Origin of the sequence: Brunnivagina elsteri CCALA 953 (assembly GCF_002289455.1) — a bacterium.
GTDB lineage: Bacteria > Cyanobacteriota > Cyanobacteriia > Cyanobacteriales > Nostocaceae > Brunnivagina > Brunnivagina elsteri.
The window spans coordinates 1-16,209 of the sequence record NZ_NTFS01000033.1 but is presented as its reverse complement, the minus strand read 5'-3'; the positions used below and the strand labels follow the sequence as shown (position 1 = coordinate 16,209).

Below are 16,209 nucleotides of genomic sequence, written 5' to 3'. Positions count from 1 at the left end.
GGGAGAAAATCCCCCAACCTTACCCAATTAATGATGCAACACCAAACTATTCAAACTAGCCTGCAAATCCTGCCAATTAACACCTTCAAGACTCAGTAAAACTACCGTTGCCTCACCAACCCTCTCCACCGGACCCAAGCCCACAGCCCTCATTCCAGCCGCCAAAGCAGCTTCAACACCAGCACCCGCATCTTCGACAACAATGCATTCCCCAGGCTCCAAACCCAGTTCCTGAGCCGCAAACAAAAATAGGTCAGGGGCAGGTTTCGGCTCCTGAACACTAAAACCGTCAGCAATCACCTCTATATACTCCCCTATACCCAACTTCTCAACTACCGGACGAGCATTTTTACTCGCAGAACCAAGCGCAACTTTTATACCAGAACTACGCAACTCCTTAAGCAAATCCATAGCTCCCGGTAATAAATCGGTTGGGGAAATATTTTCAATCGATTCAACATAATAGCGGTTTTTCCGATCCATCATCTCTTGAAATTTCTCTTCACTGTATTTTTTAGTACCAATTATCTTCAGTAACGAATCGCGACGAGACACACCCCGCAACTCCTCATTAGCCTCCCGATTAAAAACTAACCCCTCTTCATCAGCTAATCTTTGCCAAGCTCGATAGTGATACTCAGCCGTATCAGTCAACACACCATCCAAGTCAAAAATTACACCTTTGATGGGTGTTTGTCCCGAAGAATCAGGGTTATTAGTAACACTAGTATTTTGTGCTTCCATACTTTCACCTTTCAAATCAAATTCGTGCCAATCACCTTGCCAATAAACTTTAAATTGCAACCGTTTCCAACCCTTCGGTAAATGGGGTGTAGCAACGGGACCACTATCTTCCGTAAGTTTTATACCACCAAAACCAAAGACCACAGCTTGCCAAACTCCACCAGCACTAGCACCGTGTATCCCTTCGTGAGCATTACCACGTACATCTTCAATATCCACCATCGCAGCTTGCATAAAGTAGCCGTATGCCTCCTCCGACTTACCTAAATCGGAAGCCAAAATCCCGTGAATGGCGGGACCAAGGGACGAACCATAGGTAATATCAGTACGGGGTGCGTAGTAATCCCAGTTTTTCTCTAACACCTCCAAGGAGTAGGGAAACTCTTCCGATTCCCGCATTAGGTACAACAACATTAATACATCGGGTTGTTTGAGAACCTGACGTTTGTTTGCCTCTTCGATACCGAGAACAGACTGGATAGATTTGGTACGGGGTTCGTAATCATCAAGGTTGATATCTTCGAGTTTAAAAAACCCATCCGACTGTTCAATCAGTCCCGTATTGGCATCATAGGGTATCCACAGATTAGCAATGATATCCTGCCAACGCAAACGCCGACTTAGGGTCAGTTGTAACTTTTGTTCTAACTCCTTAGCTTTATCAGGGTATTTTTCCCGGAGCCAATCTTGGGTATTAATGGCTTTTTCTAGATGCCACTGCACCATCCTGTTATTAAAAGCATTGTTATTCGCTAATTCATGGTATTCATCAGCACCAATGACACCACAAATTTCGTAACGCTCATACTTGGTATTATATTCTACCCGACTGCCCCAAAATACCGCCGTATCAAGAATGATTTCCGCACCACAATCCCGCATCCAGTCATCATCACCCGTCACCAGCCAGTAAGACCATACTGCGTAGGCAATATCAGCGCTAATGTGAATCTCGCGATCGCGGCACCAAATCCGAATATCATCGCCGTAAGGGTCATTGGGTGGCAACCACCGGGGCGTAACTTCATCACCCGTATCCGCACTTTCCCAGGAATACATTGCCCCTTTATAGCCGTAATGTATGGCTTTTCTTCTCGCACCACCAAGGGTGTGATAGCGATATGTCAGCATATTTCGGGCTAAAGCTGGCTGGGTATAGATGAAGAAGGGCAGGATAAATATTTCTGTATCCCAGAATACGTGACCCCGATAGCCGAACCCAGATAGGGTTTTGGCGGGAATACTGACTTTATCATCGTTGGCTGGTGCAGAAATCAGGAGTTGAAAGAGGTTGTAGCGAATTGCTAGGGCAGCCCGAACATCACCTTCAACAGCAACGTCACTTTTATCCCATATTTCTTCCCATGCTTGCTGTTGTTCTTTTAACAGGATTGGGTATGTCGGTAAGGTAGCTAGTTTATCTTGTGCTGCTTGTATAGGATTTTCCACATCCCTTGATGTAAAAATAGTCACCATTTTTTCAACAGTTACAGCTTGCCCAGATGTACCTTGAAAGGCTGCAATCAGGGTGGGATATCCGGGGGGATTGGTGACTTGTAGGGATGCTTCGGCATCTATAACTGTCAAACCAGTCGCCATTCCCAAGTTTATCCGCGAACCACGAGTACGTAGATGCAACCAAGCATTTTGGTCATATTTGCCTTGGTCGATTACTTCCCAGTGGTTGAAACCTTGGTTTTCGGGATAGCCGTTGATACTAGCTTGAACTTCAATTAAACCGTTAAAGTCTACTGGTTTGATTTGACAGCGCAGACAAAGTACATTGGGGTCTGCTAAACTAGCAAAACGCTCGAATTGTAGGTCTACGGTTTTGCCATTAGGACTACACCAGCGAATAAACCGACTCAGCACACCCCTACGTAAATCAAGCTTGCGTTCGTAACTAATTATTTCCCCTCGATCTAAACGGAATTTGTCCCCATCAACAATGACAATTAACGGTAGCCAGTCGGGACAGTTTGCCAGTTCCGTATACACAATAGGAACATCATCGTACACCCCCTGTAAAATCGTCGCATTGGTCGCACGGGGATAACTTTCTTCAAAAGTACCTCGCGTACCTAAATAACCATTACCAATCGTAAATACTGTTTCACAGTGGTGAATTTTTTCCGGATCGAATCGGGTTTCAATTAACGACCAGTCAGTATAAATAAAATCAAGATTAAGATTTTTTGTATCCATCGGCACTGCTTCCTTGAAAAAGACGGAGGATTAGGAGTAGAGACGACCCGATGGGTCGTCTTCTGTATAAGAATTAGAAATTGCGAATTGCGAATTGTACTGACCTTACCTTTGCCTATGCTGTTCCAGAATTTTTTCGGCTCTTGGTTTAAACACCAAGTAGTATAAAGTTTCTAAGTAGCGTAACCTAGCTTCACGGTTTTCGGGAGTAACATAATCCCAAAATCGATATATTTTCGCGATTAAGAGTAATTGCTTTGAGTGTAGCGTCCAGTTATATTTATTACGTACCCTCTCAATTACTTTTGTGGAAATTTCATGCCAATACTGAGGATTAGCGTCACATTCGTCAAGAAAACGTAATACTTTCTTCGCAGTTCCTTCAGAATCCGTAGGGTTGAGATGAAAGACATTTTCGCTATCATCAATAACTTCCGAAGCACCACCAAATTGAGTCGCAAAAGTCGGTAAGCCAGAAATCATCGCTTCCAGTAAAGTGCGTCCAAAAGCTTCAAATAGGGCGTAATGGATGAAAATACCACGACAATCAGCAACAGTTCGGTAAGCTTCACCTAAATCTAGGGTAGAAAGTCGTATCCCCAACCAGCGAATGTGATTGTGGAGTTCGTACCGATCGATAATTTCGTGGAGTCGTTCAATTTCTGCTGCTTCTTCAGGATGGGTAGCTTGTTCCGGGGTAAATTTGCTCGTAAGTAAAATTAGGTTACAACGTTCTTGTAATTCCTTATTTTTTCCAAAAAATTCCGCCAATCCCGTCAAATTTTTGATGAAATTAATTGGTGCAACCGCAAAAATAGGGCGTTTTGTTGGATCGGCTAAATTCCCGACAATTTGCGAGTCTACTTGAGTAAACAGAAGTTCATGAATTTTGGCACGAGCTTCGCGATCGCGATTTTCTTCTTGATTGTAAGGGAAGAATAGATTTTCGTTGACTCCTGGTGGCACCATATTGAATTTGGGGTTAAACAAATCAATCCCATCGACGACATGGTATAGCTCAGGCATGGTAAAGCATTTGTAGGATTCATACTGCCCAATGCTATCAGGTGTACCGACTATTTCTTGGTAGGATGAACTAATGATAAAATCGGCTGCGTTCATGCTGATCAAGTCTGCCGTAAATTGTGCCGAGAAATGATATTTGTCCTCTAAATCCTGCCAGTAAAGATTACTAAATAGGTATTTTGGCTTTTCCAGGGAGTGGGCAATGCTACAATGGGTCACTTTCAGACGACGGGCAATGAGAAATGCAACCAAATTACCATCGCTGTAGTTACCAATAATTAAATTGGGATTACCTTGAAATTCGGCGATTAATTCCCGTTCCGCTTCCAATGCAAAGGATTCCAGATAAGGCCAAATTTCAAATTTTGAAATCCAGTTTTGTGTAATTGGTGGATTAGTATCTAGAAAGGGAACCCGCAATATCCAAGCGTTTTCGCTACCTTGAATTTTTTCTAACCGAAGATTGCAAGCGGTTCCTTCGCAGTTGGGAATCAAACGGGTGAGAATTATCACCTTCGGGTGAATGCCAATAGAATCAAGCCCAGCCAGGGTTATATCTTCCCGCAGCCTACTTTCCAAACTCCGAGCTTGTTCCAATACATACATCACCTGTCCTGCGGTTTCAGGTCTTCCCAAAACCCCTTCCTGTCCAACCCAACCGTGAACGGATACCAAAACAACCCGAAATATTGCCGGAACTCGCGATACAAAAGCTTCTAAAACTGGGGGTTCGGGACTATCGATTAAACGGTCAAATAATTCGAGGGTTTCCCGAACTCTTTCGGCTGTATTTCCCCAACCTGGCTCAAAACCTAATGCTTGTAAATCAAAGCGGAATTTTTCAAATGGTTCTGATGGCGGTTTTTCCCTGACTAAATGGATAGCTTGATGTACTGCTTCAGCTAATTCTGCCCCTGATTTTAAGCGATCGCTAATCATCAAGGGAACACCACTATACTGAAGTCGATGTAGCACCTTAAACAATTCCTCCAACCAGTGAGCCGGATCGTACTGCAATTGGTGGCATAGGTAATGGTTCAAAAATGCCAATCCTTGACCGATATTTCTGGGGTCATCGATGTCAGGAGAGCCTTGGTAGAAGGGTTTGAGGTCAATCTCCAGAATTTGCGGCTGGGAGCGATTGACCAAGCGATCGCGCACATCTAACAATGCCTGGGGTGTCATTTTCTCGAAATGCGTCATATCCGCACCCAAACGCCAAACCTCCTGACTCGCTATCCAAGGACGTAGCAGAAACCAGGTACTTTCTTCTTCAATAATAATTTCATGGGTAAAGTTGATTAAATTACCTAATGCCGAAGAATGGAAAAAGTAAGCAGGTTTATGCGACTTTTGGCAATAGTCGGCAAATACTTGCAAAATCTCATTCCGCAATAAGTATTGCTTCCCAGTAGCTCCTAGAGAGGAGATTAACTGACGTAAAGCATTTTTTTCATCACTGTTTAAGACAGTTTGAACCAGTTCTTGCATAAGATTATCCCGAACTCTAGCTTGACCAAAACCTGGGCTCTGAGTCTATTTGCAGTCGAAATTGAGAGCAGGAAAGTTAAAAGCAATTTAGCATCAACTAATTATTCGCTCTCAGCTTTCCATCTTCTTCCAGATTCACAATTAAAACCCTTATACCCAACTTTGCACTCATTGGCTTAGGTTCTATATAAGAATTATTTGAAATGCACATAACACTTACGTTAGCGTAAATTCATTCAAAGAGTTCATTTTTAACTACTTTTACGGATTTATTTTGTTTTTTTTAATATCTACCATTAATCATGCACATTCTTGTTGAAATTATCCAAAAAGGCTATTTTATTTAACTTTGTAATTTCCACTAAACTTTGGATACATGTCTAGACATTATTGGATTGAGTCAGCATTTACCCCTACTAGTTTATCTGTATCACCAAAAAAACAAAATGTCCAAGTGCATATTGTCAATTTTATTTTTCCTATATCTTTACAGATTGTTACAGATTTTAAACTACTATTCTTTGATTTATGCGTATAAGTATTTTTGAGGATAAAAAGGCTCTAATATTTTTATTTGCAAGTATTGTGAGTTATATTACCTGTCTTTTTCTGGCTTTATTTCTCCAACCTGCTCCATTTGCAAATTTTATTGGTTTTTTAGGATTGATTGTTTATCTGGCGACTATTATACCCAGTATATTTAAAACTGTATTTCCTCAAATTCGCAGTCATACAGGATTAAAATGGTTATTAAGGCATCGCAGATATACAGGAATTATTGCATTTGTCCTAGCATCAAATCACGGATTATTAATGACTATTCAAATGCATATTGATTTTTCTAATCCATATACTTATATTCACTATTTTCAAGGTATATTGATGATGTTTATTATGACGCTCTTAGCTATAACTTCTAATGATTGGAGCGTAAAGAAGTTCAAAAAAAACTGGAAGAACTTGCATAAATTAACTTATTTAATTATTTTTATATTACCTTGGCATATTCTTGATAAAATGTACAGACATTGGAGCTATTTAACTCCCTTATCAGTCATGTTAAGTTTAATTTTTATTAGCTTATTTATTAAGCGTCAGAAAATAGAAATGACAAACTAAGGATGCCATCACACCTATAGCCAAATATTATCATAAATTTTCCTAAATTGTAGGGGTCTCCCCACCCTTATTCAGAAGTGATACGATTGATCAATCTAGAATTGAGATATTTTCTTCTCTGCAAACCCCTAAACATGAATTCCTCTTCAAGTTAGAATATTTTGAATTTGTATCCAACTTTAGAAGTATATCTGAAGATGGATTTTACGACTAATAGAGCTATTATCTATCCAAAGGATGTCACAGTAATTAAATTACTAAGTCACTATTGAAAAATAACGCAATATATCAATTAAGGATTACGGGTCAAAACCGTTACTGCATATGGCTAATAATATCAAAGAACAAATTAAAGCCGACCTTGATTTAGCAAAAGAAACCGGACAGCTACGAATTGATCGCATTCGAGAAATTGTCAGAAATGCCCTATCACAAGTAGGTTCGGAACTTAAATCTGAGCTTAAAGAAGGTTCGACTGATTTTCGCATACTTGTACGCGAAGCCGTTTCCACTGTGATTGAGAATCTTCAAGAACGTGGTGGTGAAATGAAGGAAGAAGTAACAGCTTCAATTGAAGGTGCATTGGAAGCTGTGAATACTAAACGACATGCCAATATTGCTAAGACACAAGCAGAAGTTAAGCAATTGCAATCAAAGCTCGATGACGAGGAAGTTAAAATTCAACAAGAAGTTGATGGTATTTTAGCAGAAATTAAAGAGACGGGAACTGAAAAATCTTCACAAGTCAAAAATGCAATTGATTCGGCAATTAGTGGAATTCAAAATAGTGAAGAAGCAGAACTTTTGCAAAAACGCTATGTACAATTACAAGCACAACTTGCCCTTGTCAAAGCTAATTTAGCAGCACGCTATGGTGGACGTGGTGAAGAGGTAAATAATTATCTTGAAGATGCAAAAAAATGGTATGCTCAAGCTCGTCCAAAAGCTGAGATTATGGTTGGAAATGTGAAGGATAAGCATACTCAACTTGAGGATAAATTGGGTGAGGTAGGTGGTTTAGTTGCCCGTAGCGAACATCAGTTAAAACAAGTATTAAAGGAATTGCTAATGTCTGTAACTAGCTTATTTAAAGATAAAGAATCTGTTGAGAATGGGAAAGAGAAAGTTCATAAATAGTTAATATTTATGTAAGTTAAAACTTTATATTCCACATAATATCCCTGACTTCTTTGAGAAGTCAGGGATATTTGTGAGATATTTATTGTCCTAGAATACCACTAATTAAATTGTGCGACGATCTAAACTTTCTTCATGTTTGGAAATTGCCCAAACTGCGTGGATGCTACCAGGAATCCAGCCGAGACAAGTTAGTAATATGTTAATAAATAGAGTTTGTCCAACTCCATAAGTTAGGAAAACACCTACGGGAGGTATTAAAAGACCAAGAATATATCGAAGTGCTTTCATGAGATTATTGTTGATTAATTTATACGGTTTACTTTCGAGTTTTTACTAGTTAATAAGGGCAGAAATAAAGCTACCATCTCAAGCTAAAATCTGATGGAATAATCTTTATTTCTTTTATCATCTAATTCTAGTTAGAGGGAAGTTGAGTTTTGTTTGCATCATCACTAGTTTTCAGCGCTAAGTTTTTTTCAGCAAAGTAATTGTTGATGAATGTGTTAACTAAAGATAGAACTACTGGAGCAAGGATAAATGCAGCTATTCCATGTACTCCAAATCCAGGAACTAGAACTGCTGCGAGCCAGAAACAAAAGCCATTAATAATTAATGAAAATGCACCAAAACTGACGAAATTTAATGGCAAAGATAGAGTTGATAAAATTGGCTTAATCGAACTGTTAAGAAAGCCAATAGCTGCTGCTGCTATCAATGCAGCAGGGAAGTTCGCAATATCAACTCCACGGAAAATGATATCGACAACTAGTAAGCTTAGTGCTGTAGCTAATACGGTTAAAAAGGTGGGTAACATTTGTTCACCTAGAAACTAAATCAATTTGTTTTTACTTTCAATTACCATGATTAGGGATAAGCTGGTTTTTAACATCTTTAGTAAGGATGATTGAGCCTATATCGCAAGACATATTTTAAAAGTATGTTTGAAAGGTTTGAAAAGTATCTCTAAATGTCATGTTGACTGCAAATGAAGAATTGTTCAGGTTTTGGTGTAAGGAGAGAAATCGGGTTTCTGGGTTTATCGCAACGATTAGAGATTTCCCGTGGGGGAGAAACCCAATTTATTGAGTTTTTCAAGACAGTCACTACAAAGACTACAATCAAGAAACCGGGTTTTTCTTTAACTCAGTACGACTATCTTCGCTGCAACACCAATCGGAAACCTGGTTTCTCCCATCATCGAATGCTGAATGCAACGAAGGATTATTCAGGTTTTCGCGTAAGGAGAGAAATTGGGTTTCTGGGATTATCGCAACGATTAGAGATTTCCCGTAGGGGAGAAACCCAATTTATTGAGTTTTTCAAGACAGTCGCTATAAAGACTGGATTCTGATTACTTTACATTTTTACAGCTTTCATCGATAAACTAATTCGTCGTAGCTTGATATCTATTTCCAAAACTCGCACTTTTACGACTTGCCCCACCTTCACAACCTTTTTGGGGTCATCTACAAATCTATCGGCAAGTTGGGAAATATGTACCAACCCATCTTGGTGAACTCCCACATCTACAAATGCACCAAAATTGGCAACATTTGTAATAATTCCCTCAAGTTCCATCCCTATTATTAAATCAGAGATTTCCTTAATACCTTCCTTGAAAGTAGCATATTTAAACTCAGCACGGGGGTCACGTCCGGGTTTTTCTAATTCCCCAATAATATCCCGCAGTGTTGGTTCCCCAATTGTGTCAGTTACATATTTTTTTAAACCTATTTTTTTCAAGTTTTCCGCTATCAAAGTCACCTGATTTAACGAAACTTTGAGTTCGGATGCGATCGCTTCGACTAATTTATAACTTTCTGGGTGTACGGCAGTATTATCCAAGGGGTTTTCCCCTCCCCGTATCCGCAGAAATCCTGCTGCTTGTTCAAAGGCTTTTGGTCCCAATTTCGGCACTTTCAACAGTTGACGACGATTTTTAAAGACTCCATTTTCATTCCGATAAGTAACAATATTATTCGCCACTGTTGCAGTAATTCCTGACACAAACGTCAGCAATTCTTTCGATGCCATATTTAAATCTACACCCACATAGTTCACACAACTTTCGACGGTTTCATCTAACTTTTTCTTCAGTAATTTCTGGTCTACATCATGCTGATATTGCCCTACACCAATCGATTTCGGGTCAATTTTCACCAGTTCCGCAAGTGGGTCTTGTAGACGACGACCGATGCTAATTGCACCCCGAACAGTCACATCCAAATCGGGGAATTCTTCACCCGCAAGTTTGCTAGCACTATATATAGATGCTCCCGATTCATTCACCATCACTTTGATTGGTTTCGCTTCGATATTTTGCAACACCTCCGCCACAAATTCATCGGTTTCACGGGATGCTGTACCATTCCCGATCGCAATTAAGCCAATTTGATATTTCTCAATGAATTTCTTCAGGGTTTGTGCTGCTTTTGCCCGTTGTTCTGCCGCTTGATGGGGAAATACTGCCTGATATTCTAAAAATTTACCCGTTTGGTCGAGAACCGCAACTTTGCAACCCGTGCGAAAACCTGGGTCAACTGCTAAGGTTGGTTTCATCCCCGCAGGTGCAGATAAGAGCAATTCCCGCAAGTTAGTTTCAAATGTCTTAATAGATTCAATATCAGCATAAAGCTTCTTCTCGGCGATTACGTCACCAATCAGCGAAGCCTTCATTAAGCGGTTAAAGGCATCCTTAACCATGTCCCGATAAAAAGCCCTAGTTGGAGGATGCTTAACGCGGATTTCCTGGGATTCCAAATAGGAAAGCACAGCCTCACCATCGTACTCAATTTCAAAGCTTAATATCCCCTCATTTTCCCCACGACACAAAGCCAAGAGATTGTGGGGGGCAACATTCCTCACTTTCGCTTGGAAATTGCGATACATTTCAAATTTGGTCGTTCCTTCCGGATGCTCATCATTTTTGATGCGGGAGACAAAAACCCCCTCATCTAACAAATATTCCCGCAAATATGCCCGTAATTCGGCTTTGTCGGCAACTTCCTCAGCGAGAATATCCGCAGCACCTTTTAGTGCATCCTCAGCACTTTTAACCCCCTTTTCCTCGGAAACATACTTTGCTGCTTCCTCTTCCAAAGGTACCAAGGGACCATTTTTCACATTCAACGACTGAATAAACACAGCAAGCGGTTCTAGTCCCTTTTCCCGTGCGATCGCAGCACGGGTACGACGCTTGGGACGATAGGGTAAGTATAAATCCTCTAGCTCATTTTTCTGCAAACAAGCTTCTATTTTCGCCTTTAAATCGTTGGTAAGCTTACCTTGTTCGTTAATTGAGTTGAGTATTGTTGTTTTTCTTTCTTCAATTTCCGTTAAGTAATTATACCTGTCTTGGAGGTCCCGTAACTGTACTTCGTCCATTTCCTCAGTACGTTCCTTGCGGTAACGAGCAACGAAAGGAATAGTCGCACCTTCCGCAAAAAGTTCCAAGGCATTTTTTACCTGATGCGGTGTCAGATTAAGTTCTGTTGCTAGTTGTTGAGGAATGTTTAGCATTGTGTGTCTCAGTTGAAAACACTACTTTACGGTAAGTTAGATAACTATCAGCTTCAGCAGCACTATATTTAGGTGACTTCTGAAGAAAGACGCAAAGTGTTAGATTAATATACCAGACATATCCGGAATCAGAACCGGAATCTACACCCCTGTCTTTGTATGTAATCATGCAGAGTGCAATTCTCCGTGGGAGAGGCTACGCCAACGCAAAAGTTAGTAATTTAGCAATAGTGTCAAATTTAATACTTTTGCTATAGTGAGAAATCAATAAGATAAACATTACGCTTCTGCTTTTGGATTCAGAGGTAACAGAAAATGGTATTTGCCTTTTTAATGCCGCTTTTTACTGGTTTAATTAGTGGCTACATATTTCAAAAAAGCACCGACGAAATAGGCTACTTAGCTGGTGTTGCAGCAGTTATTAGTTTAGTAATTAGCTTAATATTAGCCCCTTGGGAAATTCAGTTGTTATTGCTGGTAGTGGTTTTGGTTTCGACTCACAAGCTTTTGCAACAAAATGAGTCCAGAATTAAATTGCAGAGCGATCGCAATAATTGTACATTAGTTTCCCAACAGCCTCAAATAGAAGTTCCCTGTAAATATCGAGGAGCGAATTACGAACCTCACGATACCGTCACCGAAGTTTCTGAAGGCGAAGTTGTGGGAAAATATCGAGGTTCCCCTTGGCGAAGTCATCAAGCACACATGGAATAGATATGTCGAAAAATGTAGAGACGCGATACATCGCGTCTCTCTAGAGATTAGAAATTAGGGATTTACAGAAAATAAATAGACATCGACCAAATTTAATTATGCGTTACCCAGAACTCTTTGCAAGAGAACCCTACGAACTTGCTAGAGTTTGGCGATCGCTTGACTTTCAAGACAGTCGCTACTAATACTAAACCTTATCAACAAAAAAATTGGGTTTATGCCGAGGTGGCAGGCTACACGAACGAGCATTTTTGAAGTGGGGTGAATAGTTACCTTTAAATGGTGTAATTTAAAGGATAAAGTTTTAGCTTGGTCAGAAAGTACAAAATTTGCCCGCATCATAATATTATTGTCAAGAAAAATATCATGAATAATCGCGAGAGCATTGAAAAAGAAGGGTTATCTTAGACCAACCAATCAGAAGAAACAAACTTCCAGCAATGGAATCGCTTTATTGCAGTTCATGGATTTACCTGGAAGGGAGTTATTTCGCGGTACGACGGGGAAGGAAGAATAACTGAAGTTCTCAATTCCACTCGAAAATTTACTCCTGCATCGGATGTATCCGAGATTGAACACTATCTGTGTTTTATTAATCGTGACGACACCTCAAAAGTTATTGAAAAACAGTGGACAATTGAAAAATGTACGCCAGCTATTATTCATCCTGTAGATCGGGAATCAACTGCAATGTTTTCGTCTCACTTCTCTGGTGTGATGAGCAAACCACGCAGAGAAAACGGTGTCAACTATGCAGAAATTTACTTAAATGAAGGAAACCGTCGTGTAAGTACAGTTATTACTTATTCTCGTCCCGATCGCTCTGAAGAAACAAACAGTAAATGTGTACTTACTAGAATTTCCTTATTCCGCGAGGTAAAGCAAGAAGAATCCCCCTTCCCTTGGTCTGAGGAAAAACCAGAAATTACTAATCGGGAATATCCTCCTGTGCAAGTAATCAATAGTTCAATGTTGCGGTTTGGTAGCTTTGATGAAATTTCGGTGTCCAATGACGCTGTAAATTGGTTAGAAGAAGGTCGATTAATCTTTAATTTTCCAGACGGGATTTCGCTAAATGTACCAAAAACCTTAGAACCTGGTGACAAAACGAACCTGATTCTTAGTTGGAGATATAGTCGCGATCGCATCAAGAGAGCAATTGGTCAATTCAGTGACGATACCCGCGAACCTGATTTGATTACACAGGAATGTATTATCGTATAACGCGATTGGTTACAAGCAAATACCATCTTAATTCAAACAATCGTCTCCGGATGAATTAGCTTGTAACCTGCAGATTTAATCTTCTGATTGTTTATACGTGCATTCAAAGCGCGAAAACTCGGTTGGGAAGCATCCCAGATAATTCTCTCTAAACCCTGGCGATCGCAAATATAATCGCATAATTCCCGACTAGTCCAGCGTAAATCATTCACCAGATTATAAATGCCATTCAGGCTATTTTGACAAGCAAAATCCACGGCTGCAATAATATCATCCAAATGAATCCAACAAGGGAAGCTTTCACCGCTTCCTGGTAAAGTTTTTCCTGCAAGACGGCTTAAACGTTTCATCAACTCTCTACCAGGACCGTAAATTCCCCCTAAACGCAGGATGCAAACTTTTACATTAATACTCGCTGAACCTAACAAAATCTCTTCTGTATCGCACAGCACCTGATTATATTCATTATCCCGATCTACCACAGAAGTTTCATCAACCCATTCGCCATTTTTATTACCGTACACTGAGCAACTACTGAGGTAAATTACCTGCTTGACAGTGGAAGTCTCTTTCAATGCTGCAACCAAATTTTTCGCTGTCGGAATATAAGTTTCCCGGTATACCTCTGCATCCACCTGACGGTCGCTAATGGGAGCAATGGACAACACCGCAATATCTTGATTTTGTAAGAGCGATCGCACGGCTTCGCTGTCTTCCCCTTTCAGTAACTTCTTCTAATTCTTTAACCCGCTCTTGTCTTGTGGTAGTTGCTATTATCGAGCGACTTTGTTGTTGATACCAATATTTTGATAAAGCAGTTCCCACATAACCACAACCAATAATTGCTATTTTCTCCAAATCACCGTAATTATGCTGTGAAGTAACTGTATCAGAAGCTTTTGTATACATTAAATTATAACTCCTGGTTTGCTCATTTTCTTAATAGGTTAGGAAAAACAAGAATAAATAAGTATACCCAATAACATATTGCTAAAAATACTGAGTAATTATAATTTCGGGTTTATGCCCATAGAACCTATAATTACATCAAAGGCTGCGGTTATGCCAAATAAAGAGAAGACTCACAGTCCCCGATAATTTTGATGAGCCTTTGCCAGAAGAGATTTTAAGGGCGTTCGAGGGAAAATGAAAATTCTGCTCGACACGTACATTTTTCTTTGGTTTATTAATGGTTGCACCTACTTTGTTGTAGCGTTAGAAAATGGTGATACTCCAGATTAAGGGGCGCAAGTTTCTTTAATAGTGTCACCTCACCCATCAAGTATTATGTGATGGCGCTATCAGCAAGGTTGTCCAAGATATAAATTATGTTACGAGTTTCAGAAATAAAGCTCCCCTTAGATCATCTTGAAGATGCGATCGCAAATGCCATCCTCAAAAAGCTGCAAATCACGAGGGAGGAGCTAATCGGCTATTCAATTTTCAAGCGCAGTTACGATGCCCGTAAAAAGGGAGAGGTTATCCTTGTTTATATTTTAGATGTCGAGACGAGCCAGGAAAAGCTTATTAAAGAGCGTCTAAAAAAAGACCCCCATGTAATAGTCACACCAGATATGACCTATCGCATGGTGGCACAAGCTCCTAGTAACTGTTCTACTCGACCCATCATTATAGGTACAGGACCTTGCGGCTTGTTTGCAGGCTTGACACTCGCGCAGATGGGGTTCCGTCCACTGATTTTAGAACGCGGGAAAATGGTACGCGATCGCACTGCCGACACCTTTGGTTTTTGGAAGAAAAAAACAGACTTCAACCCCGAATCTAATGCTCAATTTGGCGAAGGCGGTGCTGGTACATTTTCGGATGGTAAACTATACAGCCAAGTTAAAGACCCCCAGCATTATGGACGTAAGGTACTAACGGAATTCGTCAATGCTGGAGCCTCACCAGAAATTTTATACATCAATAAACCCCACATCGGCACTTTCAAATTAGTTGGAATCGTCCAAAATTTCCGCGCTCAAATCGAAGCCTTGGGTGGTGAAATTCGCTTTCAAAGCCGGGTTGAAGATATTGACATCGAAAACGGCAAAGTGCGGGGAGTCACCCTTGCCAGTGGGGAATATATTGCCAGCGAGCATGTAGTTCTCGCAGTCGGTCATAGTGCCCGCGATACCTTCCAAATGCTCTTCGAGCGAGGGGTTTATATCGAACCCAAGCCCTTTTCCATCGGCTTTCGCATCGAGCATCCCCAAAAAATGATTGACCACTGTCGTTTCGGTACCCAGGCAGGTCATAAAATTTTGGGTGCGGCTGATTATAAGCTGGTTCACCACTGCCAAAATGGTCGTTCTGTCTATAGCTTCTGTATGTGTCCGGGTGGCTTGGTGGTGGCAGCAGCATCGGAACCGGGGCGACTTGTGACTAATGGGATGAGTCAATATTCTCGCAATGAGCGCAATGCTAACAGTGGCATCGTCGTCGGTATCACACCGGAAGATTATCCTGGTCATGCTTTAGCGGGAATTGACTTGCAACGTCGTTTGGAAGAGGGTGCCTTTAAGTTGGGAGGTGGAACTTATGAGGCACCAGGGCAATTGGTGGGTGACTTTCTCAACCATCGCCCCTCGACAACATTAGGGGTAGTCAAACCATCTTATACGCCAGGGGTGCATTTGACCGATCTGAGTTCGAGTCTACCTGATTATGCGATCGCAGCTATCCGCGAGGCACTTCCTGTTTTTGATAAACAAATCAAGGGGTTTGCGATGGACGATGCTGTACTAACAGGGGTTGAAACCCGCACGTCATCCCCAATTCGCATTAAACGCAAAGAAGACGGTCAAAGTTTGAATACTGAAGGTCTTTATCCGGCTGGGGAAGGTGCCGGATATGCTGGAGGAATTCTCAGTGCTGGTATCGACGGTATTAAAACGGCTGAAGCAGTAGCTTTAAATATCTTGCGAACTGTAAAAGTTCAATAGATATAGCAAGGGTTTCAGTCCATAGTTTTATTATCAATAAAAGACGTTTAATGATAATATAACAACGGGAAAATAGGAATTT

At 40.7% G+C, this 16,209-nt stretch carries 15 protein-coding genes; 8 read left to right on the top strand and 7 right to left on the bottom strand.

Annotation, left to right across the window (positions count from 1 at the left end):
- Positions 1-27: 27 nt before the first annotated feature.
- Positions 28-2,949, bottom strand: a complete 2,922-nt coding sequence (gene pgmB, locus CK510_RS04920; RefSeq protein ID WP_095720635.1) for a beta-phosphoglucomutase — start codon at positions 2,947-2,949, stop codon at positions 28-30.
- 105 nt (positions 2,950-3,054) lie between these two features.
- Positions 3,055-5,466, bottom strand: a complete 2,412-nt coding sequence (locus tag CK510_RS04915) for a sucrose synthase (protein ID WP_095720634.1) — start codon at positions 5,464-5,466, stop codon at positions 3,055-3,057.
- Positions 5,467-5,994: 528 nt separating this feature from the next.
- On the opposite strand from CK510_RS04915, the gene CK510_RS04910 reads away from it, so the two are divergent.
- Both CK510_RS04910 and CK510_RS04905 read left to right on the top strand, forming a co-directional pair.
- Complete coding sequence (locus CK510_RS04910) at positions 5,995-6,585, top strand: ferric reductase-like transmembrane domain-containing protein (RefSeq protein ID WP_095720633.1); 591 nt, start codon at positions 5,995-5,997, stop codon at positions 6,583-6,585.
- Between the two features lie 324 nt (positions 6,586-6,909).
- Positions 6,910-7,722 carry a histidine kinase gene (locus CK510_RS04905; RefSeq protein ID WP_095720632.1) on the top strand — a complete coding sequence of 271 codons (813 nt, stop codon included), beginning with the start codon at positions 6,910-6,912 and terminating at the stop codon, positions 7,720-7,722.
- Positions 7,723-7,827: 105 nt separating this feature from the next.
- On the opposite strand, the gene CK510_RS04900 is transcribed toward CK510_RS04905, so the two are convergent.
- On the bottom strand, positions 7,828-8,013 hold the full coding sequence (locus tag CK510_RS04900) for a YqaE/Pmp3 family membrane protein (protein ID WP_095720631.1): 186 nt from the start codon (positions 8,011-8,013) through the stop codon (positions 7,828-7,830).
- A 127-nt stretch (positions 8,014-8,140) separates the two neighbouring features.
- Entirely contained in the window at positions 8,141-8,539 is a 399-nt protein-coding gene (locus tag CK510_RS04895; protein WP_095720630.1) for a phage holin family protein, read from the bottom strand.
- 171 nt (positions 8,540-8,710) lie between these two features.
- Here CK510_RS04895 and CK510_RS04890 point away from each other — a divergent pair, with 171 nt between their 5' ends.
- Complete coding sequence (locus tag CK510_RS04890; RefSeq protein ID WP_095720629.1) at positions 8,711-9,076, top strand: hypothetical protein; 366 nt, start codon at positions 8,711-8,713, stop codon at positions 9,074-9,076.
- A gap of 5 nt (positions 9,077-9,081) precedes the next feature.
- Here the strand turns inward: CK510_RS04890 and CK510_RS04885 are convergent, their stop codons facing one another.
- Entirely contained in the window at positions 9,082-11,244 is a 2,163-nt protein-coding gene (locus tag CK510_RS04885; protein ID WP_095720628.1) for a Tex family protein, read from the bottom strand.
- 315 nt (positions 11,245-11,559) lie between these two features.
- Between CK510_RS04885 and CK510_RS04880 the strand changes: the two genes are divergently transcribed.
- The 4 genes from CK510_RS04880 to CK510_RS04875 all read left to right on the top strand — a co-directional run bounded on the left by CK510_RS04880 (position 11,560) and on the right by CK510_RS04875 (position 13,182).
- Positions 11,560-11,958: a DUF4278 domain-containing protein gene (locus CK510_RS04880; RefSeq protein WP_095720627.1), complete on the top strand. Its 399-nt coding sequence runs from the start codon at positions 11,560-11,562 to the stop codon at positions 11,956-11,958.
- Positions 11,959-12,075: 117 nt separating this feature from the next.
- The gene (locus CK510_RS31505) at positions 12,076-12,213 is read left to right on the top strand and encodes a hypothetical protein (protein WP_158224846.1); all 138 of its coding nucleotides are present in this window, start codon (positions 12,076-12,078) and stop codon (positions 12,211-12,213) included.
- Positions 12,214-12,343: 130 nt separating this feature from the next.
- Positions 12,344-12,475, top strand: coding sequence for a hypothetical protein (locus CK510_RS33865; RefSeq protein ID WP_281256981.1), 132 nt, complete (start codon positions 12,344-12,346; stop codon positions 12,473-12,475).
- The gene (locus tag CK510_RS04875) at positions 12,445-13,182 is read left to right on the top strand and encodes a DUF3598 family protein (RefSeq protein ID WP_245911851.1); all 738 of its coding nucleotides are present in this window, start codon (positions 12,445-12,447) and stop codon (positions 13,180-13,182) included. The genes CK510_RS33865 and CK510_RS04875 overlap by 31 nt, the downstream gene beginning before the upstream one ends.
- A 32-nt stretch (positions 13,183-13,214) precedes the next feature.
- Here the strand turns inward: CK510_RS04875 and CK510_RS04870 are convergent, their stop codons facing one another.
- On the bottom strand, positions 13,215-13,883 hold the full coding sequence (locus CK510_RS04870) for an NAD-dependent epimerase/dehydratase family protein (RefSeq protein ID WP_342745930.1): 669 nt from the start codon (positions 13,881-13,883) through the stop codon (positions 13,215-13,217).
- The gene (locus CK510_RS34210; protein WP_342745929.1) at positions 13,828-14,091 is read right to left on the bottom strand and encodes an NAD(P)-binding domain-containing protein; all 264 of its coding nucleotides are present in this window, start codon (positions 14,089-14,091) and stop codon (positions 13,828-13,830) included. The genes CK510_RS04870 and CK510_RS34210 overlap by 56 nt, the downstream gene beginning before the upstream one ends.
- A gap of 419 nt (positions 14,092-14,510) precedes the next feature.
- On the opposite strand from CK510_RS34210, the gene CK510_RS04865 reads away from it, so the two are divergent.
- A complete protein-coding gene (locus CK510_RS04865; RefSeq protein ID WP_095720626.1) occupies positions 14,511-16,127 on the top strand; it encodes an NAD(P)/FAD-dependent oxidoreductase in 1,617 nt (538 codons plus the stop codon).
- Positions 16,128-16,209 lie beyond the last annotated feature (82 nt).